Origin of the sequence: Sulfuriferula sp. GW1 (assembly GCF_047300855.1) — a bacterium.
In the GTDB taxonomy this organism is placed as follows: Bacteria; Pseudomonadota; Gammaproteobacteria; order Burkholderiales; family Sulfuriferulaceae; genus Sulfuriferula.
The window spans coordinates 2,725,193-2,748,331 of sequence record NZ_CP170197.1; the positions used below are offsets into that span (position 1 = coordinate 2,725,193).

At 57.7% G+C, this 23,139-nt stretch carries 19 protein-coding genes; 13 read left to right on the forward strand and 6 right to left on the reverse strand.

From position 1 onward, the window contains the following. Positions 1-23: 23 nt before the first annotated feature. Positions 24-2,630, forward strand: a complete 2,607-nt coding sequence (gene alaS, locus ACFDAU_RS13525; protein ID WP_413437418.1) for an alanine--tRNA ligase — start codon at positions 24-26, stop codon at positions 2,628-2,630. Positions 2,631-2,820: 190 nt separating this feature from the next. Continuing rightward, complete coding sequence (locus ACFDAU_RS13530; protein ID WP_413437419.1) at positions 2,821-4,518, forward strand: hypothetical protein; 1,698 nt, start codon at positions 2,821-2,823, stop codon at positions 4,516-4,518. Here the strand turns inward: ACFDAU_RS13530 and ACFDAU_RS13535 are convergent. Genes ACFDAU_RS13535 through ACFDAU_RS13545 form a run of 3 tightly spaced genes read right to left on the reverse strand, consistent with a single transcriptional unit; the run spans position 4,515 to position 7,123 of the window. Then, positions 4,515-5,183 (reverse strand): alpha/beta hydrolase, encoded by a 669-nt coding sequence (locus tag ACFDAU_RS13535; RefSeq protein WP_413437420.1) that lies wholly within the window; start codon positions 5,181-5,183, stop codon positions 4,515-4,517. The two genes, ACFDAU_RS13530 and ACFDAU_RS13535, sit on opposite strands and share 4 nt — an antisense overlap. Beyond that, complete coding sequence (locus ACFDAU_RS13540; protein ID WP_413437421.1) at positions 5,180-6,685, reverse strand: hypothetical protein; 1,506 nt, start codon at positions 6,683-6,685, stop codon at positions 5,180-5,182. Before ACFDAU_RS13540 ends, ACFDAU_RS13535 begins: the two co-directional genes overlap by 4 nt. 9 nt (positions 6,686-6,694) lie before the next feature. After that, entirely contained in the window at positions 6,695-7,123 is a 429-nt protein-coding gene (locus tag ACFDAU_RS13545) for a hypothetical protein (RefSeq protein ID WP_413437422.1), read from the reverse strand. Positions 7,124-7,281: 158 nt separating this feature from the next. Here ACFDAU_RS13545 and ACFDAU_RS13550 point away from each other — a divergent pair, with 158 nt between their 5' ends. From ACFDAU_RS13550 to ACFDAU_RS13600, 11 genes are all read left to right on the forward strand, one after another. Then, positions 7,282-8,721, forward strand: a complete 1,440-nt coding sequence (locus ACFDAU_RS13550; protein ID WP_413437423.1) for a sigma-54-dependent transcriptional regulator — start codon at positions 7,282-7,284, stop codon at positions 8,719-8,721. Between the two features lie 130 nt (positions 8,722-8,851). After that, positions 8,852-10,201: an AAA family ATPase gene (locus ACFDAU_RS13555; RefSeq protein WP_413437424.1), complete on the forward strand. Its 1,350-nt coding sequence runs from the start codon at positions 8,852-8,854 to the stop codon at positions 10,199-10,201. A gap of 61 nt (positions 10,202-10,262) precedes the next feature. Continuing rightward, positions 10,263-12,053, forward strand: coding sequence for a secretin and TonB N-terminal domain-containing protein (locus tag ACFDAU_RS13560; protein WP_413437425.1), 1,791 nt, complete (start codon positions 10,263-10,265; stop codon positions 12,051-12,053). Continuing rightward, positions 12,050-13,219: a tetratricopeptide repeat protein gene (locus tag ACFDAU_RS13565; RefSeq protein WP_413437426.1), complete on the forward strand. Its 1,170-nt coding sequence runs from the start codon at positions 12,050-12,052 to the stop codon at positions 13,217-13,219. The genes ACFDAU_RS13560 and ACFDAU_RS13565 overlap by 4 nt, the downstream gene beginning before the upstream one ends. A gap of 2 nt (positions 13,220-13,221) precedes the next feature. Then, positions 13,222-14,937, forward strand: coding sequence for a GspE/PulE family protein (locus tag ACFDAU_RS13570; RefSeq protein WP_413437427.1), 1,716 nt, complete (start codon positions 13,222-13,224; stop codon positions 14,935-14,937). Between the two features lie 4 nt (positions 14,938-14,941). Continuing rightward, positions 14,942-16,147, forward strand: a complete 1,206-nt coding sequence (locus ACFDAU_RS13575) for a type II secretion system F family protein (RefSeq protein WP_413437428.1) — start codon at positions 14,942-14,944, stop codon at positions 16,145-16,147. Then, entirely contained in the window at positions 16,144-17,679 is a 1,536-nt protein-coding gene (locus ACFDAU_RS13580) for a hypothetical protein (protein ID WP_413437429.1), read from the forward strand. The genes ACFDAU_RS13575 and ACFDAU_RS13580 overlap by 4 nt, the downstream gene beginning before the upstream one ends. After that, complete coding sequence (locus ACFDAU_RS13585) at positions 17,676-18,293, forward strand: hypothetical protein (protein WP_413437430.1); 618 nt, start codon at positions 17,676-17,678, stop codon at positions 18,291-18,293. The genes ACFDAU_RS13580 and ACFDAU_RS13585 overlap by 4 nt, the downstream gene beginning before the upstream one ends. Continuing rightward, positions 18,290-18,787, forward strand: a complete 498-nt coding sequence (locus tag ACFDAU_RS13590; protein ID WP_413437431.1) for a hypothetical protein — start codon at positions 18,290-18,292, stop codon at positions 18,785-18,787. Before ACFDAU_RS13585 ends, ACFDAU_RS13590 begins: the two co-directional genes overlap by 4 nt. Before the next feature lie 2 nt (positions 18,788-18,789). Further along, positions 18,790-19,776: a hypothetical protein gene (locus ACFDAU_RS13595; protein WP_413437432.1), complete on the forward strand. Its 987-nt coding sequence runs from the start codon at positions 18,790-18,792 to the stop codon at positions 19,774-19,776. Positions 19,777-19,784: 8 nt separating this feature from the next. Next, positions 19,785-20,540 carry a type II secretion system protein gene (locus ACFDAU_RS13600; protein ID WP_413437433.1) on the forward strand — a complete coding sequence of 252 codons (756 nt, stop codon included), beginning with the start codon at positions 19,785-19,787 and terminating at the stop codon, positions 20,538-20,540. 3 nt (positions 20,541-20,543) lie between these two features. Here the strand turns inward: ACFDAU_RS13600 and ACFDAU_RS13605 are convergent, their stop codons facing one another. From ACFDAU_RS13605 to ACFDAU_RS13615, 3 genes are all read right to left on the reverse strand, one after another. Continuing rightward, on the reverse strand, positions 20,544-22,265 hold the full coding sequence (locus tag ACFDAU_RS13605; RefSeq protein WP_413437434.1) for a sensor histidine kinase: 1,722 nt from the start codon (positions 22,263-22,265) through the stop codon (positions 20,544-20,546). Between the two features lie 255 nt (positions 22,266-22,520). Further along, on the reverse strand, positions 22,521-22,826 hold the full coding sequence (locus ACFDAU_RS13610) for a hypothetical protein (RefSeq protein WP_413437435.1): 306 nt from the start codon (positions 22,824-22,826) through the stop codon (positions 22,521-22,523). Next, positions 22,807-23,088: a BrnT family toxin gene (locus tag ACFDAU_RS13615; protein WP_413437436.1), complete on the reverse strand. Its 282-nt coding sequence runs from the start codon at positions 23,086-23,088 to the stop codon at positions 22,807-22,809. Before ACFDAU_RS13615 ends, ACFDAU_RS13610 begins: the two co-directional genes overlap by 20 nt. Positions 23,089-23,139: the final 51 nt, after the last annotated feature.

Here is a 23,139-nt window from a genome sequence, read left to right on the forward strand (position 1 = left end):
TATCTCTCCACGAAAAACTACCCATGAAAAGTAGCGAAATCCGTCAACGCTTCCTCGATTTTTTTGCCCGTCACGGACACACGCCAGTCGCCTCCAGTCCTTTGGTGCCGGGCAACGATCCCACGCTGTTGTTCACCAATGCGGGCATGGTGCAATTCAAGGACGTATTCCTTGGGCGCGAAACCCGGCCTTATGTACGTGCAGCCAGTTCGCAACGCTGCGTGCGTGCCGGCGGCAAACATAACGACCTGGATAACGTCGGCTACACCGCGCGCCACCACACCTTCTTCGAAATGCTGGGCAACTTCAGCTTTGGCGATTATTTCAAACGCAATGCCATCCAGTTCGCCTGGGAGTTTCTTACCCAGGAACTGGGTATCGCCAAGGATAAATTGTGGGTGACGGTCTACCATACCGATGACGAAGCGCACACCATCTGGACCACGGAAATCGGTGTGCCGGATGAACGCGTCATTCGCATTGGCGACAAGCCCGGTGGCGGCTCGGACAACTTCTGGCAAATGGGTGACACTGGTCCGTGCGGTCCATGCACCGAGATTTTCTATGACCACGGCGCCGAAGTCGCTGGCGGCCCCCCGGGCTCAGCGCAAGAAGACGGTGATCGCTATATCGAAATCTGGAATCTGGTATTCATGCAGTTCAACCGCGACGAGACCGGCACGCTGCATCCTCTGCCCAAACCATCTGTGGATACGGGTATGGGCCTGGAACGCATCTCGGCGGTTATGCAACACGTCCACAGCAACTATGAAATCGACTTGTTTCAGGCTTTGATTCACGCTGCGGCACGCGTTACCGGCAGCACAGATTTAACCGACAATTCGCTCAAAGTGATTGCTGATCACATTCGCGCCTGCGCTTTCCTCATCACCGACGGCATCATCCCCGGCAACGAAGGACGCGGCTATGTGCTGCGCCGCATCATCCGACGCGCCATTCGCCACGGCTACCGGCTAGGTCAGAAGCAGCCCTTCTTTCATTTGCTGGTGGCTGATCTGGCGGCAGCGATGGGCGCGGCCTATCCGGAACTGGTCGCCGCACAGACCCGGGTGGCTGCCGTACTCAAACAGGAAGAAGATCGCTTTGCTGAAACCCTGGAACACGGCATGGGTATCCTTGAACAAGCATTGCAGTCAGGCAGCAAAGTACTCGATGGCGCCACCGCATTCAAGCTCTACGATACCTATGGCTTCCCTCTGGATTTGACCGCCGATTTAGGACGCGAGCGCGGCTTTACCATAGACACCGCTGGTTTTGATGCGGCCATGGAGGCGCAACGCAAGCGTGCGCGCGCCGCCAGCAAATTCTCCATGCAGGTCGGCATGCGCTTCAACGGCCAGCCTACAGAATTCCATGGTTACGACACACTGAGCCTGGAGAGTCGCATTGTTGCCTTATATCGGGAAGGCAGTCCGGTGGATAGTATCAGCGCCGGTGAAACAGCGATCATCGTGCTCGACCGCACCCCGTTCTATGCTGAATCTGGCGGCCAGGTGGGTGACAGTGGCGAGCTACGCAGCAGCGCCAGCGTATTTGTGGTGGATGACACCCAAAAGATACAGCCTGATGTGTTCGGCCACACCGGCGTGCTCCAATCGGGCACTTTCAAACTCGGCGATACGGTCACCGCGCAAGTGGATGCCGAAGCCCGCAGCCGTGCCGCCTGCAACCACTCCGCCACACATCTCCTGCATGCTGCGTTGCGTCAGGTCCTCGGCACTCATGTCACACAAAAAGGCTCGCTGGTGGATGCCGCCCGGACGCGCTTTGACTTCGCCCATGGCGAAGCTGTCAGCACCATCCAGTTACAGCAGATCGAAGAGCTGGTGAACCAGGAAATCCGCCGCAATGTCATCGTCGAAACGCAATTGATGAACTACGATGCAGCGATCGCCCACGGCGCGATGGCATTGTTCGGCGAAAAATACGGCGATCAGGTGCGGGTCATCGGTATGGGTGAGTTTTCCACAGAGCTGTGTGGTGGCACCCACGTGAATCGCAGTGGCGATATCGGCTTGTTTAGGATCGTATCCGAATCCGGGGTGGCGGCAGGCATCCGCCGCATAGAAGCCGTCACTGGTCCCGCAGCATTGGCCGTGACACAAGCGCAGCATCAGCAGCTTCTGGAGGCCGCCGCACTGCTCAAAGCCCCGCCGCAAGAATTACAGCAAAAAATCGCGCAGATTGTGGATAACGTCAAACATCTGGAAAAAGAACTTGATCGCCTTAAATCCAGATTGGCCGCAGCACAAGGTGATGACCTGATCAGCCAGGCTATCGACGTGAGCGGAACGAAAATACTTGCTGCAATACTGGAAGGCGCCGACGTCAAAACCCTGCGCGAAACCGTGGACAAACTCAAGGACAAGCTCAAATCGTGCGCTGTGGTATTGGGCAGCACCACTGACGGGCGGGTGACGCTGATTGCCGGAGTAAGCGCCGACCTGACCAGTAAAGTGAAAGCGGGCGAATTAGCCAACTTTGTAGCCAGCCAGGTAGGCGGAAAGGGCGGCGGACGCCCCGATATGGCTCAGGCCGGTGGCACTGAACCCGCACTGTTGCCTGTTGCCTTGCAGTCCGTTGCGGGCTGGGTGGCACAACGTTTGTGATGCATAAGTTCATTTCTCTGCATATTGGTTAACTTTTCGACATATTGGCGGGTAACCAAACCACTGGACTCGCGGCTCTACGAAATGCTGCCCACAAACAGTGTATCTGGCACAGCAAAATGGAGTGGCACACATTTTGCGTAGATAACAACTGCAATCTCAGCAGAAACACTAGTCGGAGTTATTATTCATGTTCAACATTCTGTCCATGCTGCGTAAAAACAGCGCCGAATCCGATCCTCTGGAAAGCGAGAAGACGATCACGCGCTGGATAAACGACTTGCCCGCCGGCAATGTCTTGAACGCACATGAACAAGTGTTGCAAAAAGTTGCCGAATTCAACGCCCAGACCGCCCCATACAGCAAGGAACGTCTAGCCGTACTCTTGTCGCTTGACGAGTATGCGCGTGCGCTTCAAACATCCCTGAGCCAGCAATATCTGCGCAATCCACGCATGTCGCGCGTGATGGAAAGCCGTTTGTGGCACGCTGTCTACAAGTTTTACTGGGAGGTAGCGCGTGGCTATCATGGCTTCATCATGAGTTACGTCTCCAACCCGGCGGGTAATCCGCTACAGACGTCCCTACCCATGCTTACCTTGCGCGCCGTGCATAACCTGGGAAACGTGTTCAAGTGGCACTACTTCCGCTATGAGAAACCAGCCGACAAGCTTTGGCTGAGACTGCACAACCTGTATCGCGTGGCAGAATTTGAAGGTTTCAGCAAAACAGAACTCACTCTGTATCCGGCAAGCAGTGAAACCACCCGCTGCCTGGATCAATACACCCGGATCCTGTTGCTGGGCCAACTGGACACCAGCGCGCTATACCCGAAACAAATCGAAATGGCCGATCAATGGCTCAACCAGTGGTCTCATCTGATCGAGCAGGATTCACAATTCAACCCCGATACCCATACACTTTATGTGGCGCAGTCCGATGATGTGGGCGCACGCCGCATACGCAACACGGAATTTTCAGAATCCTGCCGCTTTATGGCAACTGCCAGGCTGCATGAAAAAATACAGCAAACGCGAAGCGCACTGCAGAATGGAAAATCACCCGCGTTATTAGGCCTGGGTGAGGATTGCCGCTTACCGGACTGCTTTGAAATACTCGATTACGCAGAACGCCAATGGGGCCCTCTCGACAAGCGTGAACAACGCAAAAGCCCGCGCACATCGGCCAAGAAAATCATTGACGTGGTACATGGATTCAACGAGATCTGCGCTGTGGTCAAACAGGGTAAAAACGGTGCGGACGTGCTCCATGAAGTGGATGCAGAGCTCAAATATGATGAGATGATCGACATGAAACTGTATGGTTTTGTGACTGAATCCACACGTACACGCAATCGCCATTCTTCGACCGCACCAAGCGAGAATGCTCCGCCTCACGAACGCTGGGTGATGGAAGATATGAGCGAACATGGGCTGGGGGCCAGCGTACCTGCGGATTCCAACGACTGGGTGCGGCTGGGCAGCATGGTCGCCCTTAAAATCGAACGCGATGCTGAATGGAAAATCGGCGTGATGCGGCGCTTGTTGCATGCCGAAGATGGCTTGCTCCTGGTCGGGATGGAGGTACTTAGCAACGCGCCGCAAATGCTGTTGCTTCGTCCCCAGGCAACCCATGTATTACAGGGCTATAGCGTGAGCACTATGGATACGACGGATGCAACGCTGCCGGTACCGGTAATTTTTATCACGCTGACCGACGACGGCCAGGGAGAGCTGTTGTTGGAGGCTGCGCAATACACCTCCGGACGCAGCTTCCAGTCTGGCACAGGCGCGAAGAAAAACATGATTCGCCTGCGCGACGTGATCGAGAAAGGCGACGGCTGGATGCGTGTTGCTGTCGATATTGCCAAAGACGAAAATCCGACCTAAGCGCGCAATTCCAAAACCTGTACCAGCCATGCGCGAATGGCGTCGATTTCTTCCTCGCACACGCTGTGCGCCATTGGATATACTTGCCATGCCACGTCAAAACCGAAACTAACCAGTTTTTGTCGGCTAAGCTCTGCCAGTTGTAACGGCACTACAACATCCTGCATGCCATGCGCCATAAATACTGGAACAGTGTGGATATCTACTGCACAACGCGTGCTGAAGTCAGCCATGAGCGGCAGGTAAGCAGATAACGCCATCACCCCTCCCTGCGCCTTTCCGCGCGCCAGTCCAGCGTATAGCGCCAGCGCACCACCCTGGGAAAACCCGGCGACGATGATCTGCGATAACGCGATGCCGCGTCCCTGCTCATGCTCGATCAGTCCGTCAACCGTCCGGCTGGATTGCGCCAGCCCTGCCTCATCTTCATCCATATCCAGCCCGCTGCCACGAATGTCATACCAGGCCGGCATCACATAGCCACCATTGACAGTCACCGGACGCTCAGGCGCATGGGGTAATATAAAACGCACACCGGGAAGACTGAGCATCTGCACCACTGGCAAAAAATCATGTCCATCCGCACCCAACCCATGCAGCCAGATCACACTGGCCCGGACAGACTGATTGCCAGCAACGAATTCCAAAGGCGCCAGCGTTGTCATAACGTGGGTATCTCCGGCTCTACCAGCCCATCAAAATCCGCCAACACATAATCCTGGGTGTCTTTGAGTGGCGTACGCAGGCGGATCAGGTGGCGCCGTCCCTGGCTCACCAGGCGCCACTGGCCACCCTGCCGATTGATACTGGCTGGTATCAACACGCAGCGGCGCCGCCCGTAAGGGCCTGTCATGGACAAATACAAAGCGTCCACCATCTGCCCGGCCAAATTTACGTTAATGCTCTCCAGTTTGACCGGCACGGCATTTTCCGCCAGCCGGCGAATGCCGATTTCAGTCCAGCCTGATTCATGCCGGCGGATACGACACACTACGCCTACCAAAAAACGGCGGTCAAAGTTGATCCCGATCAAGCTGTTGATTGCCACTGACACACCATCCGATGTATTCAGGGAAATACCCACGCCTTCCACACCCTCGTCGCGTACCCGACAGCGCTGCAAATTTGGCAAATTGTGGGGCCGCCGCGCCACATGACGATCAATCCGGCTGCGGATATCGTCAAAGCCAAGAAACAGTTCGGTCTGCTTTCCAATTATCTGGCGCGGATGCTGTCGCATGGGCGGCGTTCCGGACCAGTCGTTGACCACCCTGCGCCACAATACCTGACGCCAGCCATCCCCATCCTCCATATCCGTCTGATCATGCCCGGCATGCATGGCAGCCAGCATTAAGCCGGTACCCCAATAGCGATAACTGCCCGGTTCGTTAAGCATGGCCAGCGGCCTGGGTGGATTGCCCGCTTTCAGGTTGACGCCATAGCGATGTTTTTCGGATATCAGCGTGCGTTCCAGCAGGACACTCTTGCTCCAGCGGACGATCCACTCGTCTAACTGCTCGATCTCGCGCGGTTGCAGCGTATCGGGTCGCAGACTATGCAGCATTTGCGGGCGCAGATACAAAGTTTCGCAGCTGGTATCAGCATGCTGCATGTCCGGCAGTGGCATCGGTGTGCGCGCAAACCCGTATTTTTCGGCGACCGCATAGAGCCTGTGCAGACGCGCCCAGAAATAAGGCGGGATTACCTGGTAGCGCAACCACAACCATTTCATCTGCATCGCATGATGATAGAGCGCCCGTTGGGTAAGCAAGGGCAGCAACGCGTCCAGTCTGGATTCCGGATGGCTGATCAGGTAAGCAACGCTTTGCAGATGAATTTCACTCATCTCTTCCCAATAGCCACTGATGGTCGCCAGAAAGCCGCCGCTCACACTGGAAACGTAAGGAGGCAAGGCCAGATAATGCTGGGTCAAACGATGGATGATGGGTGCGGAGAAACTGTCCTGGTAGAGCAGGCTCTCAATATTGGGGCGATTCCATTCCACATTCTTTTTACGCGCCGCTACCAGCGTCTGGATCAGATGCTCGACGGACTCGCAAATTTCACGGGCGGTATAGTTTTCCAGGTCAACCCTGACCGGTGCAGCCAGCCCATCTCCCGCCGCGGGAAACAGCTTGGCAACAAACGGGAGGCTGCGGATATCCACAGGCGAATTTTAACTGTTGAAACGCCGCGACAGTTCCAGAACGCGCTGACCAGCGCTGGTATCCTGTTTGCCAGCCTGCTTGATGGCTTCTGCAAATCCGGCAAAAAATGCCGGCAATGCTTTCACCACAAGCGCCTTGCGCAGGCGGCTCACACCCTGGATCGGCCATTCGGCACGGCAGTTGGCCTCGGGGGCAGCCACGCATATTTTCATGCTCCAGGCGGGCTGGTGAATCTTCCATTCGTGTTGACGCACCACCATCTGATGCGCCAACGGTGTTTCCACGCCCACATAAGGACCATGGAACTCCACCTGCACCGCTGCACACAGCCCCGCCAGCGCATGATCGAGATGGGTGAGCGCATCATCCAGCGCAGGATTAATTGCAATGCTTTGCAAGCGGCTTTGTTCCACCAATAATGCGATAAAATCTTTCATAACGTTTTGCCAAAATTTATGGAATCCATACGCGCCAAATTACGCGCAAACTGGCGCAAATACTATCACATCAGGCAACCCATGCACGCAGCGCTACCCGCACGGGCGGCAATCTGGCACAATCGGAACAGAATGCCGATAATGTAAAGAGGAACGACGTGAGCTTACAAAATAAAGGCACCAAACCCAGTCTGTTGATCGTGGATGACGACCCGCTCATCACCGATACGCTCAATTTTGTATTGTCCAAGGATTTTGAAGTTTTTGTGGCGGATTCGCGCAATCAGGTCAAAAGCCTGCTGACCCAACTGGACGCTCCGCCGCAGCTGGCCCTGGTGGACCTTGGTCTGCCACCGCTGCCACACAAGCCGGATGAAGGTTTCCAACTTATCAGCGACCTGCTCGGCTACTCGCCCGGTATCAAAATCCTGGTGCTGTCCGGACAGAATGACGAAACCAACGCACGCCATGCACGCGCCTTGGGTGCGATCGATTTTGTCGGCAAGCCATGCGAGCCGGAGCAGATCAAATCGCTGCTGTTCAATGCCTTGCTCATCCAGGATGCCGAGCGCACCGCGGAAACCGAAGCGCCAGCTGCGGAAAATCTCATCGTCGGTACCAGTTTCAACCTCGATCGTCTGCGTCAGCAGATCACCCAGTACGCCAACGCCCCGTTTCCGGTATTGATCGAAGGCGAATCCGGCAGCGGCAAGGAACTCGTCGCCGCCAGCCTGCACAAGCTTTCCAGCCGTTCTGCAAAACCTTATCTGGCGCTCAACTGCGCCGCCATTTCTCCTACCCTGGTTGAGCCGACTTTGTTCGGTTATTGCAAGGGAGCATTCACCGGCGCCACCAGCAACCGCTCCGGATATTTTGAAGACGCCTGCGACGGCACGCTGTTCCTGGACGAAATCGGCGAGTTGCCGATGGAGTTGCAGGCCAAGCTGCTGCGCGTGCTCGAAAATGGCGAATTCCAGCGTGTGGGCGAAACCCAGTCACGCTTTTCCAATGCGCGGGTGGTAACCGCCACCAATCGCGACCTGCGCCAGGAGATCAAAGCCGGGCGCTTTCGTGCCGACCTCTATCACCGCCTCTCGGTGTTTGGCATTGCCGTGCCGCCGTTGCGCGAACTGGGCGAGGACAAAGTGCGTCTGCTCGAGCACTTCCGCGAATTCTATGCGCGCGAGGCACGCGTCAAACCATTCACACTGGATAGTCACGCCCGCCAGATGTGGGAGGAATATCACTTCCCGGGCAACGTACGTGAACTGCGCAACATCGTTATTCGCTTGACCACGAAGTGTGCCGGCCAGAATGTGACCGCAGCACAACTGGAAACCGAACTGGATACCGATACCGCTTTCCCGACCGAGATTCCGCTACCGAATGACGGCAAGGCGCTCTACGATACCGCGCGCAAACATTTGCAGACGCTGGCCAACTTCAGTCTCGATCAGACCATGAAACAGTGGGAAAAAAGCTACGTCGAGGCTGCGCTCAACCTCACCCACGGCAACCTCTCGCAAGCGGCAAAAATCCTCGGCATCAATCGCACCACGCTGTACAGCCGGATGCAGACGTATACTAACGAAGTGTGAAACCGCCTGCTCAAAACCGCAAGCCCTTGCCACGGAGGGCACAGAGAAAACCAGAAAAATTTCGCATCCCGCCGCTCTCTGTGCTCCCTGTGTCCTCCAGGGCTGAAGTTTTCAAGGACAACCCGCCCCCATGTACCACGAATTTTTCGGCCTGAAAGAAGCCCCGTTCCGCATCACGCCGGACACGGGGTTTTTCTTTTCCGGCGGCGAACGCGGTGCGATTCTGCAGGGGCTGTTATATGCCATCCGTCAGGGTGAAGGCATTATCAAGGTCACCGGCGAAGTAGGTAGCGGAAAGACCATGTTGTGCTGGATGCTGGAACAGCATTTACCTGACGATATTGAAACCGTTTATCTGGCCAACCCCAATGTCAGGCCGGAGGACGTGCTGCCGTCCATACTCGCCGAACTGGAACTGGCGCGCCTGCCAGATGCCAGCCGGGCTGAACATCTGCGCACGCTTAACGATTATCTGCTGGCACGGCACGATGCGGGCAAACAGGTCGTCATGTTTGTCGAAGAAGCGCAAGGCATGACGCTGGATACGCTGGAAGAAATTCGTCTGCTGTCCAATCTGGAAACCGAGCGCGAAAAGCTGCTGCAAATCGTCCTGTTCGGCCAGCCCGAACTGGATGTAAAACTCGCCGACCCACGCATCCGCCAATTGCGCGAACGCATTACCACTGCCATTACATTAGCACCGTTCACCCCCGATGATATCCGCGCCTATCTGGCGTTCCGCCTCACCACTGCAGGATATCGCGGACCCGACCTGTTTGACCGGCGTGTGGTACGCAAAATCGCGCATGCATCACGCGGTCTGACCCGCCGCATCAACATACTGGCTGATAAAAGCCTGCTTGCCGCCTATACCGACAACACCCGCACCATCCTGCCGCGCCACATCCGCGTCGCCCTGCGTGATAGCGCCTTTAGCGATGAGGCCGACCCACCAAAACGCTGGCTGTTACCGGCCATCGCCATGGGCGTGATGGCCGCAGTGCTCGCCGGTTTTTACTGGCTGTCAAAACCTGCTGCGGCACCGGCGCCGCTGGTTCCACCCAAACCAACGCAAACGACACCAGCCACCACCAGCCTGACCAACCCGGCAAGCGTCACGACCCAAACCTCCTCTGATCCATTCGAGCAGCGTGTCGCCGCCACCCAAGCCTGGCTGATGCGGCAGCCGGCGGATACCTATACGATCCAGCTTTCCCTGCTTCATGACCCGAGCGAATTCGCGGCCTATCTCAAGGAAGTATCCGGTTTGGCGCAGGATCAGCTGCGAATTTTCCGCAGTCAGGCTCAAGGCCATCCCAGTTGGACCGTTATTTACGGAAGTTACCCTACTCGACAAGCTGCTAACCGGGCATTGTCGAGCCTGCCGGAGGCGCTGCGCAAACGCCAGCCCTACCTGAGAACGGCGGGAGGGATACGCAATGAAACCCGGCAAATTCAACAAGTTGGCGAACAGTCGTGATACCATTTCTGAAAAGAGCCGGATGAGAGGGATACCAGTGCTGGAAGGTTCAGGCAAGACAATGAATATTGCGCGATGGAAGAGGCTGCCGATACTCGCTACCTTCGTGCTCGCGGGCTGCGTGCCCCAGGCCGTGATCCAGCCTTCGCAAGGACATATCCAGCAATCATCGCAGCCAACAGCAAGGCAGGCCGACATCCCGCCGCTGGTCAGGACCGTACCCTATCTGCCATCGCCAAAGACCGAGGTCCGCGAACCCACCTACACGATCGTAGTGGATAACGTAGCGGTGAAAGATTTGCTGTTTTCCTTGGCGCGGGATACCAAAAAGAATATCGACATCGGCACCGGCATCACCGGCAATGTCACGTTGAACGCCGTGAACGAACCCCTATCCGCCATCCTCGAACGCATTGCGCGACAGACCAACATCCGCTACCGGATGGACGGCAACACATTGTCGATCATGCCGGATACACCTTATCTGAAAACCTACAAAGTCAATTACGTCAATCTTTCGCGCAATGCCACATCCAGTATCGGCGTGGCGGCGCAGATTGCCAGTACCGGTAGCGGCGCCGTCGGCGCGGCCGCGAGTGGCGGCGCTCAAGCGGGCAACAGTTCCTCCACTACGGTAGATAGCCAATCCAATAACAATTTCTGGGAGGTACTGACGGAAAACTTGCGCGCCATCCTGACCTCAACCCGCGCATCCACCCAGCGTGCCGAGGATAAGGCAGCCCGCCTTGATGCGGAGCGCAATGCCCGCGCCGACCGGCTGGAACAGGCACAAGCTGTGGCGCGGGCGGGCGCCTCTGCCACTACCCTGTACAAGGAAGTATTCAACAATACTTCTTCATCACTGTTAAATGACAGCAAAAACGATGTGATCGTCAACCCGGTAGCCGGCACTGTCAGCATACTGGGCAATGAGCGCCAGCAACAGGTCGTCAAGCAATATCTCGACAGGGTAGGCCAGTCTTCGCAGCGCCAGGTGCTGATCGAAGCGACCATCGTCGAGGTCAACCTCAATGATCAGTATCACGCAGGTATCGATTGGTCCCAAATGGCCAATGCCGGCAACGGGCTTTTCGTCACGACCCCGGCCAGTCCCAACAATCTGGCGGGCGCCCTCCAGCCCTTCATCAATATTGGTTACCGGGGTCCAAACATAACCGGCGCCATCAACCTGCTGGAATCTTTCGGCAATGTGCGGGTTCTATCCAGCCCCAAGCTGATGGCGCTGAACAACCAGACCGCGCTGCTCAAGGTCGTGGATAACCTGGTCTATTTCAACGTACAGGCCCAGCAAGGCACCTTGTCCTCAACCGGTACCCCGCTGCAACCCACCACTTTCACCACCACTGCCAAGACGGTGCCGGTGGGACTGGTAATGAGCCTGACCCCGCAGATTTCCGAAAACGGCATGGTCACGCTGGATGTACGCCCCACCATCTCGCGCAAGATCAGCGATGTGAGCGACCCCAATCCCGGTTTGCCTGCCGCGACCCCAAACAAAATCCCGGTGATCCAGGTGCGCGAGATGGAATCGGTGTTACAGGTCGGTAGCGGCCAGACCGTGATTCTCGGTGGCCTGATGCAGGATGACAGCGATCGTGCCCGCGACGGCATTCCGGTATTGTCGCGTCCGGAAGGTATCGGCGCCTTGTTCGGCCAGCAGGAACGCAATATCCGGCAGACAGAACTGGTGATTTTCCTGCGTCCCACGGTCATCACCAATCCTTCACTGGAGAGCGACGAACTCAAGTTCTATAAACGCTACCTGCCCAGCGCCAATTCGACGCCGGGGCAATGGCACAACGGCGCGGACGCCGCCGGAGATCCCCAGTGAGCCTGCTGCTCAAGGCCTTGAAACAGGCCGGTGACAAGTCTGCGGGGGGCGGGGCGCGTAATCCGTCCGCGACACTGGCCGATTCGTTGTCGCTTGAACCCATCAGCGGACCTGCATCTGACGGCATCCCTTACGCCGGCAGGGAAAATGCCGCGCCCAGGTTCAACTCGGCCCAGGCTGCCTGGTACACGCCATGGCTGTCGGGCCAGCGTTCAATAGTGCCGGTAATCGCGGTGTTAGCCGCCTTGTTCATGCTGATTTACGGTGCATTCGTCTATTGGCAGACCCGTACACCACCCGCGCCGGCGATTGCGGTGACACAGCGCAGCAGTGCGCCTGTCATCCACTCGCCCGTTACCGCGCCCACCCCGCCCGCTGCTGCCTCCAGCCAGGTGCCCGTTTCCGCCTTGCCCGAAATCCAGCCCGCCATACAGCCTGCCCCTGCCGCCGTGCCCACCCGCCCGGCCAAGACCGACCCCATGCCGCAGTGGGGTAGCGGCGATGTGATACGCGATTCCTTGTCCACCGAGCATAAACAGACTGCGGTGACCCCGCGCGCCACCTACAAACCGCTGCCGTTTGCAATGCAGACGGAGCGCATTAATCCGCAACTTCAGGACGCCTATCAGGCATACCAGGCCGGGCGCACGCGCGAAGCGCGCAACCTGTATCTGCAAATTCCCGACGGCGAGCGCAATGTGGATGTGCAACTCGGCCTGGCCGCCATCGCCCTGCGCGACAACAATACCCCGGCGGCTGCCCATTATTACCAGCGCGTGCTGGAGCTTGATCCGCGCAACATCACTGCCAACAGCGCCTTGATCAACATGATGGGCGACGCCGATCCGAACGCTTCGGAGCAGCGCCTGAAAACACTCATCGCCAGCCAGCCGTCTGCACAATTGTATTTTTCGCTGGGTAATCTGTATGCCGGACAAATGCGTTGGCCGGATGCCGAGCAGGCATACTTCGAAGCGTATCAAAAGAATCCTGCCAATGCCGATTACGCCTACAATCTCGCGGTCAGCCTGGAACATATCAATCAGAGCAAACCCGCACTCAATTACTACCAAAAGGCGCGCGACCTGATGCAGCCGGGCAATGTCCAGTTTGACCCGGTACGCCTGGATGCGCGCATCAACCAACTCAAAGCGCGGCAGGAATAAGTTTGGCGGAAGCGCGCAAAACTCTGCGTCTGGGTGAAATGCTGGTGCAGCAAGGTCTGATCACCCTGGACCAGCTGCGTATCACACTCAAGGAACAGCAACACACCAACCTGCCGCTCGGACGCCTGCTGGTCAAGCTCGGCTTCATCACCGAGGCCGTGATCCGCGACCAGCTCGCCCACACCATCGGCCAGACCAGCCTCGATCTCGCCAATGTGGTGGCCGACCCGGAAGCGCTCAAGCTGATCTCGGAAGACTTCGCGCGCCGCCATCACCTGCTGCCCATCGCGTTTGATGCGCAGCGCCAGGTACTGGTCGTCGCCATTACCGACATGTTCAATGTGGTGGCGCTGGATCACCTGCGCGCACTGCTGGGCGCGGGTGTCGAGGTGGATACGGTGCTGTCGGGCGAAGCGCAGCTGCTCGAGGCGATCGATAATTTCTACGGCTTCGAGCTGTCGGTGGACGGCATCCTGCGCGAAATCGAAACCGGCGAGGTGGACTATCAGAGCCTTGCCATGGACACCGAGGAATATACCCAGCCGGTGGTGCGGCTGGTCGGCTCGCTGCTGGTGGACGCGGTCAAGCGCAGCGCGTCGGACATCCACTTCGAGCCGGAGCAAGCCTTCCTGCGCATACGTTATCGTATCGACGGCGTGCTGGAGCAGGTGCGCTCCCTGCACAAGAGTTACTGGCCCGGCATCGCAGTGCGCCTCAAGGTCATCTCCGGCATGAACATCGCCGAAAACCGTGCCCCGCAGGACGGGCGGCTGTCGCTCACCCTGCACGGGCGGCCGATTGATTTCCGTGTTTCCAGCCAGCCCACCATCCACGGCGAGAACATTGTGCTGCGCGTGCTGGACCGGGAAAAATCCATTATCCCGCTGGCCAACATGGATCTGCCAGCCGACACCTACACTTCGTTACAGGCCATGATGGCGCGGCCGGAAGGCATACTCATCATCACCGGCCCGACCGGCTCCGGCAAGACGACTACGCTGTATTCGCTGCTCACTCACCGCAATGACGAAACCGTCAACATCATGACCCTGGAAGACCCGGTGGAATACCCGGTCACGCTGATGCGCCAGACCTCGGTCAATGAAACGCTCAAGCTGGATTTCGCCAACGGCATCCGCTCCATCATGCGCCAGGATCCGGACATCATTCTGGTGGGCGAGATTCGCGACCGCGACACTGCGGAGATGGCATTCCGCGCCGCCATGACCGGTCACCAGGTATTCACCACCCTGCATACCAACTCCGCACTGGGCGCGTTTCCGCGCCTGTTGGACATCGGCATCGTCCCCGACATCATGGCCGGCAATATCATCGGCGTGGTGGCGCAGCGCCTGGTGCGCGTGTTGTGCCCGCACTGCCGGGCGGCATACATACCCGACGTCAACGAACAAAACCTGCTGGGCTGGCGCGCCAATGATCATCCGCCGATTTACCGCGCCGTGGGTTGCCCGGCCTGCAATAACAAAGGCTATCGCGGACGCATGGCATTAATGGAACTGTTACGCATGGATAGCGAACTCGACGACCTGGTCGGACGCCGCGCCAGTCACCGCGAAATCCACAACGCAGCCGTGGAACGGGGCTACCGCAGCCTGGCCCTGGACGGTATCAACCGCGTGCTGGAAGGCAAGACCAGCCTGTCCGAAGTATCGCGCGTGGTTGATTTGACGCAACGTGTATTGACTAAAAAGCCCTAGCCCCATGCCCTACTTCAGTTACCGCGCTATTGACCAGCTGGGCCGCAGCAATCGCGGCAGCCTGTCTGCGGCCAACGAAGTCGATCTGGAATTGCGCTTGCGCCGCATGGGCCTGGATCTGGTCACGCTGCGCCAGATGGACAGCCGCGCCAGCAGCTTTGCCCGGGGCGCAGCCAGCCGCCGCGACCTGATCACCTTCTGTTTCCACCTCGAACAAATCAGCCGCGCCGGCATACCCATTCTGGACGGTGTGCGCGACCTGCGCGACAGCATGGACAACCCGCGTTTTCGCGACATACTCACCGCACTGCTGGAGGACATGGAAGGCGGCAGACTGATGTCGCAGGCGCTGGCTGCACATCCGGCGGTGTTCGATACCGTCATCGTCAATCTGGTCAAGGCGGGCGAGCAGACCGGCCTGATGCGTGAAGTATTTGAAAACCTCGGCAACAGCCTCAAGCGCCAGGATGAACTCGCCGCGCAAACCAAGCGCCTGCTGATCTACCCGACCATTGTTCTGAGCATGGTAGGTATCATCATCCTGCTGCTGTTGCTGTTCCTGGTGCCGCAGATTGCCGATCTGATCAAGAACATGGGCGTCGCGCTGCCCATCCAGACCCGCGTGCTGCTATGGCTATCCCAGGCTCTGCGCAACTGGTGGCCATTGTTCCTGATCCTGCCCGTGGCGCTCGGCAGCGCCCTGTTCGTCACCCTGCGCGCCAGCGAACGCGCACGCTTCATCGCCGACGACGTCAAACTGCGCCTGCCGGTAATCGGCCCCATCCTGCAAAAAATCGCGCTGGCGCGCTTCAGCAATTTCTTTGCGCTGATGTACCGTTCCGGCATCACCATACTCGACGCCCTGCGTGCCGGCGAAGATATCGCCGCCAATCGGGTGATCGCGGATGCTATCCGTCGCGCCGCGGCGCGCATCGGTAATGGCGAGGGGCTGACCGAAAGTTTCCAGAGCCTGAGTGTGTTCCCGCCATTGGTGATCCGCATGTTGCGTGTCGGCGAAACCACCGGCGCGCTGGATAGCGCGCTGGAAAACGTGAGCTATTTCTATACCCGCGAAGTTTCCGAATCCATCGATAAATCCCTGAAAATACTGGAACCGGCATTGACTGTGGTGCTCGGTCTGGTCATGGCGGTCATCGTCGGCTCGGTGCTGTTGCCGATGTACGATGTGATCGGCAACTTGAAACTATGATATTCACCTCGCAACTACTGATTTATGTTTGCGCCTGGAATATCACGGTCGCCTGCCGGCGTGCCGGCAAACTGCGCCTGATCGGACAATTCGACGCTGACGAAGGCGGACGGCGCGCCTTTGCCGCCACGCTGCAACTGTTTAAAGGCAGCCCGGTATCGGTGATGGTGGATAGCGTGGACGAGGACTACCGCCTGGAAACGCTGCCCCACGTCATTGGCAGTGCGCGGCGCGAGATGCTGGAGCGCCGCCTGCGCCAGGTCAGCCGCAATGCACTGTTTAGCGCCGCCTGGCCGCAAGGCCGCGAAACCAGCGGACGCCATGACGATCGTTACCTGTTCATCATCCTGAGCAATCACGATGCGGTACGCCCATGGCTGGATTTGCTGCACCAGCATGGCGTGCATCTGGCGGAGCTGACCGTATTGCCCGCCATCAGCCACGTCCTGTTGCAGCGCATCGGACCCGCCGAGCCCCATGTCCTGCTCGTCTCCGAGCATAGCGGCGGCTTGCGCCTGTCTTATTTCGAGCATGGCAATCTGCGTTTCTCGCGTCTTACCGCACCGGAAAGCACCGATGGCCGCGCTCCGGATATCGCCAGCGAGATCAACAAAACCGATCTGTATCTGAACAGTCAGCGCCTGATGCCGCGTGACGCGCAGCTTGCGGTATATGTTCTCGATCCGGGAAACAGTTACACCAGCCTGTGCCGCGAAATCAACAACGAGAACAAAAATCTCATCTGTCAGACAGTCGGTTCCGCCGCATTGGCAAAATTGGCCGGCGTGGACGAGTCGCTACTGCACAAGACGGTAGATGTGACTTATCTGGCCGTATTGGGGCGTAGACGCGCGGCGGTCAATTTGGCACCCCCCACCTATACTCGCGGTTATGCGCAATTGCTGTTGCGGCATAAACTTTACACGGCGGCGTTTGCCGTGCTGGTGACCACACTCGCCATGAGCGGCTATCTTTTCGCACGCCAGCATGATCTCGAACAGCAACGTCTGATCACACAGGATCGCATCCAGAAACAGGCCAGCCTGTACCACGCAGTACAACTGGCGCTTCCGCAAGCACCCACATCGCCGCAAAACCTGAAACGTGTGGTCGAGACTGCACGCGCGCTATATGCCGCACCTCGACCCATGAGCGATTTCGCCCGTGTCAGCCAGGCGCTGGAGGCGGTTCCCGAGATTGCCGTCCTGCGCCTGCACTGGATCGATCACGACGGCGCCGATAGCACCACACCGCAGCCTTCTGCCACAGGAAAAACGACCGTTCCGGTTTTGCGCGCCGTGTATTTCGAAGGCGAAGTCACTCCCTTCCAGGGTGACTATAAAGCTGCATTAGCCAGCATCGAACATTTTTCCGCCACTTTGCGCAGCGAACCCGGCGTTGCCGAAGTACAGACCCTGACACTGCCGATAAACACCGACCCGACTACCACGCTGGATGAATCCCTGCACGCCGGCAGCAATGCGCCGGGCGCGCGTTTCAAGCTCAAACTGCTCATGAGGCCAACGCAATGAAGGCAGCGCTGGAAAATCTCAAAGCTGCGCGTCTGGCGCTACTCGCATTGTTGATGGCCGTCGTGCTGGGCGTATTGCTGGTGCACTACGCGCTGCAGGCCAAACAGGCCGCCCAGCAGCGCCTGGGACAGTTGCAAATGGCGCTCAACGAAGCGCAACGCAAGCTGTCGCAATCCGGCAGCGAAAAAGACCTGGTGCAGCAATATCTGGACGCCTACCACGCCCTGCAAACGCGCGGCTTTATCGGCCCCGATCAACGCCTGGCGTGGCGCGACGCATTGGCCGATGCCGGGCGCCGTCTCGCCATCCGCGACCTGAAGTTCAGCATCGGCCCTCAGCAAGCCTACACCGGCGTGGTGCCGGTCGATGTCGGCAAGATGGTGTTGCATGAAGCGCCAGTCCATCTGACCGGCCAGCTGTTCGACGAAAACGATCTGGCGCGGCTGATCGACCTCCTGGCCAGCCAACCCAACGGCATTCTGGGTGTGCGCGACTGCGAACTGAAACGCAGCAGTATTCAGCTGCCCAGCCCTAATGAACCGCAACTGCAAACGCGATGCAGCTTCGCCTGGTATACCTTGAGCCCCGGCGTAACTGACAGGAGTGCACCATGAAGAAGTGTATCGTCAGTCTGCTGCTGTTCGTTCTGCTGAGTCCGGCATACGCCACCAGCCTGTCGGGACGTCTGTTCTACACCCCGGCGCAGCGTACCCAGATCGAAGCCGGTCGCAATCGCGGCACACCAACCCCTGCAGATACCGCCCCCGCCGCGGGAGATACGCTCTACAACGGCTATGTGACGCGCAGCGACGGCAGCACCACCCTCTGGATAAACGGCCAGCCGCGCCGAATGCAGCCTGCGTCAGGCACGCCGGGCAAGCTCAAACTGCCCGCCATCCCCGCGCTCAAACCAGGCCAGGAATTCAACACCCAGTATGGCCGGATACTCGAGCCCTACGAGCGCCCCGCTGCAGTACTGGCCGTGCAGCCCGCCGTTCCCGCTGCGCGCAAAACGCAACGCAACTCGTTGCCGGACGGCGATGACGCACCCGGCGACTCATCCCATGAGGGCGACTCGGCCCAGCCGCCCGCCGCCAGCGAACACTAATCATGCGCACCCCGCCCTCCCTGCCCAGGCAGCAACGCGGCGCGTTGCTGATCCTGCTGGTGATTGCGCTGGGCGTCCTCGCGGTAACCCTGTTCGTCGGCATGCTGTCGAGTTCCGCAATACAGAATGAGCGGGACAAGAAGACTGCGGTCGCGCTGGCGGAGGCGAAGACAGCGTTGATCGGGTGGTCAGCTTCGCGTTCAAGCAATACAAGCAATTACACACCCGGACAACTCCCCTGCCCCGAAGATCTGAGTCTCATAGGCTTGCCCACTGAAGGGACAGCAGCCAGCTCATGTACGCTTCCAGCTAGCGGGCGCCTACCTTGGAAAACCCTTAAAATAGGTGACATCCGTGACGGCTACGGCGAAAAATTGTGGTACGCCATTTCCAACGGTTTTCGCTCGTCGCCAATTAACAGCATGACACAAGCGCAATTAACCGTGGATGGCGTGCCGAACAGCGCGGTAGCGATTATTTTTTCGGCAGGGCCACCGATTGCCGGGCAGGTGCGCCCCATCCCAACAGCCTCCTCACCGCCACTCATCAGCAATTACCTGGAAGGCAGCAACAATGATGGCGACAACCAATTCGTGACCCAGGGTCCTGCGGGAACTTTCAACGATAAATTACTAACCGTGACACATCACGACCTGTTCTCAGTAGTCGAGCGACGGATTGCTAATATCATCATTGGAACAGACACCACCATCATGGGTGCCAGCACCCCTCCTGACTCGGGCTTGCGCTACGCCTATTTACATCAACTCCCCGAGCACTCTTACCCAACCAGCCCACTGGATTATGACCTGCTGTCCTACGATAGCTATACGAAAAAAATGCTCACAGACAAAGATGCCAACAACCACAGCTGGGAAACGGTCGTCGGTTATACAACATCCAACTCAAATTTCATTGCGCAACTCAATCTGAGATACTGCACTGCCAAGACCACGTCCGGGCAAGCTGGCATCATAACGTGTCATTAGGAATGAAGATGCACACTATCCATACTGTGTGTCGACAAGATTCTCACGCGCGTGGCTTCACGTTGATCGAAATGGCCATCGTGTTGATTATTCTCACGCTGGTGGTTGGTGGTGCGCTGGTGCCACTCGGTGCCCAGATCGAACAGCGCCAACGTGCAGAAACCCAGCGCACGCTCGATGAAATCAAGGAAGCATTAATCGGCTATACACTCTCGCATGGCGTATTGCCTTGCCCTTCTGATAAAGACGCAATCACCGGAAATCCAAACGGCAAAGCAATCAACAACTGCACGACCAGCGTCATCGCAACGGGTTATATCCCTTGGGACACGTTAGGTGTAAATAACAAGGACGCCTGGAATAATTTAATCCGGTACGCAGTAGCTACAAAATTTGCCGATACCAGCAACCCCTTTACGCTGGATACCACATCACTTAACTCAACGAATACGATCACTATTCAGACTCGCAATACAACCGGAACAATAGTCACGATCAGCTCAACAATACCGGCGACTGTGTTTTCGCTGGGCAAAAACGGTTACGGTGCGCTGAGTGCCGATTTCATTGCTCAAAGCAGCGTCCCAGCCAGCAATCTGGATGAAAAACAGAATATCAGCCCCAATTCACTCACCTACTTCAGCCGCACCCCGGCGCCTGCTGGCACAGCCACAACAGTCGGCGGTGAATTCGACGACATGGTTGTCTGGATTTCCCCCAACATCCTCTACAACCGCATGGTTGCCGCCGGCAAGCTGCCGTAAGCTTCACCCCGGCTGGCTGCTCAGCGTAAAGCATACCTCCCCATCCCGGTTACTCGCCAGCCGCAGCATATAGCCAAGTTGCGCCGCTTGCTTGCCAGCCTGGTACAGGCCTATGCCCAGACCATGTTCCGAACCTACCGGGGCATCGAACAGATGCGCCGCCACTGCATCGGGCGCCGCCTCGCCGCTATCGCATACGCTCAGCGTGACCTGTTCCGCGCATTCCAGGCGCACGCTGATGCTGACCGATTTATCTTCCTGGCGCTTGCGTAGCGCGTTGCCAAGCAGGTTGTCGAGCACGCTGTCGAACAGATCCTGCGGCAGTGAACAGCCGAGGGCGGCAGGATGCATGACGAATTCGATGTTGTCACGCGCATAGTGCTGCAGCACGCGCTCCCACCACAGGGCGGCGCCGATCAGGCTGTCATCGGCCTGCTGCGGGGCTTTTAGCTTGTCCAGGGTACCTTGCAGGCGTTGGGTCATTTGCGGCAGCTGGCGCTGCATCAGGGCTTGCAGTGCTTCGGCTTGTTCCGGGTCGCTGTTCTGCGCGGCGGCCACCAGGGTCTTCATGGATTGCAGCAGATTCTTGACATCATGCGTGAGGCGCGCGCCGGTCTCATAAATCGCCTGGGTGTAGGCGTTGTGCTGCAATTTCTGCTCGCGCAATTTGGCCTGATAAAAATAGCCGAGCAACTGCGACAGCAGGTTGGCATGAATTTGCAGCGCAGGTGAAATCGGGCGTTGGGTGTACCAGCGGAGTTCCAGCCCGTGGTAAGTGAAGTTGAGCACATGCGCTGTCTGCGTACCAAAACTGCTGCTACTTTTGGCGGTGGCCCAGCTTCCGCCTGCCAGCCAGGGCAGATCATCGAGACTGGCCACCGCAGCGCGGATAAATGCCTCGGGGTCGTGCTGATATTCCGCCTGCCGCGCGAGGTGCTGTATCCATTGTTCGAACGGCAGCCCGACCGATAACAGGTATCGCGATAGCAACTGGCTCAGCCCGCCAAACCCGGCGCGCGGATTCCACAGCCAGCTCAGCACCACCAGCAGCAGGGCCATGGCAATCAGCATCTCGGCCAGCGCGATCAGATAATCGGTTTGCGTCACGGCAACCACCGCAAAACTGCCCAGCACCAACACCAGCACCATCAGGAACAACATCAAGCCGTAGAACAAATCCACCACGCTGATCTGCTGCACCTGTCGTGCACCGGGACGAATCAGCACGATCGCCAGCGGCAGTGGAATCAGCCCGTAACGCACGACGAGCGCCACTGCCGAATGCAACTGATTGGTGCTGAATACGTGCGGCACGACCCAGGCCAGCAACAGGGCGAGCAGATAGGCCAACGCCAGCAGATAAACCAGGCGCTGGGGACGCGACTCGACACTGGTGGCATTGGTGCCCACCAGGCCGATCAATACCGCCACCCACAACGCCAGTACCCACCAGCTCCAGAACACCAGCAGCATCGCCGCAGCGAAAATCAGCGCAGCAAGACGCGGATCCAGCTTCTTGTCTCCACCGACCACGGGTTGCCAGAGCAGAAACAAACCGTAATGCGCAAGCAAGAAGGGGCGGGTCCAGTACGCGTCGTTACCGAACACTACAGAAAAATGCAGCATCAGCAACATCAGTCCAAGCCAGAGGTTGGGATGAATGTCGGGCAGCTGGGTGGCGAGGCGGAAGCGCGTCGGCACGGGCTTTGCGGTTTGTTCAGTCAATTAGCGACACCATAATCTTGAGACCATTCATCCTGAAAACCGCAATTCAAGCCACAGGGCACAGTGAATATTTACGGCAACCAATTGTATGCGTGTTGGGTGACAAAACACCTCTCCCTGCGAACCCCAGCGCCTCTGTGAACTCCGTGTTCTCTGTGGCTAACTGATTTTTTCATGTTATGCCTGATCGTTCCGGCCCCGTTCTCGCATGTCGGCAGTATCGCGGAGTGAGGCGTTCGGCTCAATGCCCACTGGTTATTGCGCCCTACCGGTCTTGCGAGCGACCCGTGTCGAGCGAGGGGTTATGGGTTCTGCATAAGTATCCACGTAAGTGTCGATGAGCTTCCGAATCATGCGCTGATACTGCGTGTGGTGCTTTGAAGCCTCGGACTTGAAAAAGTCGACACTTTTCTTGCTTAAAGCAATGGTGACCTTTACTCCTTCTTCGCGGAACGCCAGTTCTTCCGGCGGGGGGAGAAAATCCCGCACAACCTTGGCCTCGATAGGCTCGCTGGTATATTTAATTTTAGCGGAACTCGCTTTACTCGTTTTCGTGCTCATAAATTGTCTTTCCCTTCCGCCAATAGCCGGCGCCAAAGATGCGAATAACGCCGCCACGATAAGTAAAACGGACCGTGAGAATGCCCCCGTCAACCTCGCCGAAGCAAAAGTAACGCTGCTCGCTTTTGCTGTGTGCAAGGTCTTCCGCTATGACCCGGTTGTGATCGGAAAAAGCATGCTGGGCCAAAGAAAGCGATACCCCGTGTTTGCTCTGGTTTTCTGCATCCTTGTCTGCATCCCACTCAAACCGGGTCTTCTTCATGGGTTCAGACTAGCACAAGACAACATTTGTTGCCATATAAACGTATGGGTA

Coding starts and splice junctions, on each gene's coding strand:
- alaS (WP_413437418.1), top strand. CDS start 24: ATGAAAAGTAGCGAAATCCGTCAACGCTTCCTCGATTTTTTTGCCCGT.
- ACFDAU_RS13530 (WP_413437419.1), top strand. CDS start 2,821: ATGTTCAACATTCTGTCCATGCTGCGTAAAAACAGCGCCGAATCCGAT.
- ACFDAU_RS13535 (WP_413437420.1), bottom strand. CDS start 5,183: ATGACAACGCTGGCGCCTTTGGAATTCGTTGCTGGCAATCAGTCTGTC.
- ACFDAU_RS13545 (WP_413437422.1), bottom strand. CDS start 7,123: ATGAAAGATTTTATCGCATTATTGGTGGAACAAAGCCGCTTGCAAAGC.
- ACFDAU_RS13555 (WP_413437424.1), top strand. CDS start 8,852: ATGTACCACGAATTTTTCGGCCTGAAAGAAGCCCCGTTCCGCATCACG.
- ACFDAU_RS13560 (WP_413437425.1), top strand. CDS start 10,263: ATGAATATTGCGCGATGGAAGAGGCTGCCGATACTCGCTACCTTCGTG.
- ACFDAU_RS13575 (WP_413437428.1), top strand. CDS start 14,942: ATGCCCTACTTCAGTTACCGCGCTATTGACCAGCTGGGCCGCAGCAAT.
- ACFDAU_RS13580 (WP_413437429.1), top strand. CDS start 16,144: ATGATATTCACCTCGCAACTACTGATTTATGTTTGCGCCTGGAATATC.
- ACFDAU_RS13585 (WP_413437430.1), top strand. CDS start 17,676: ATGAAGGCAGCGCTGGAAAATCTCAAAGCTGCGCGTCTGGCGCTACTC.
- ACFDAU_RS13590 (WP_413437431.1), top strand. CDS start 18,290: ATGAAGAAGTGTATCGTCAGTCTGCTGCTGTTCGTTCTGCTGAGTCCG.
- ACFDAU_RS13595 (WP_413437432.1), top strand. CDS start 18,790: ATGCGCACCCCGCCCTCCCTGCCCAGGCAGCAACGCGGCGCGTTGCTG.
- ACFDAU_RS13600 (WP_413437433.1), top strand. CDS start 19,785: ATGCACACTATCCATACTGTGTGTCGACAAGATTCTCACGCGCGTGGC.
- ACFDAU_RS13610 (WP_413437435.1), bottom strand. CDS start 22,826: ATGAGCACGAAAACGAGTAAAGCGAGTTCCGCTAAAATTAAATATACC.
- ACFDAU_RS13615 (WP_413437436.1), bottom strand. CDS start 23,088: ATGAAGAAGACCCGGTTTGAGTGGGATGCAGACAAGGATGCAGAAAAC.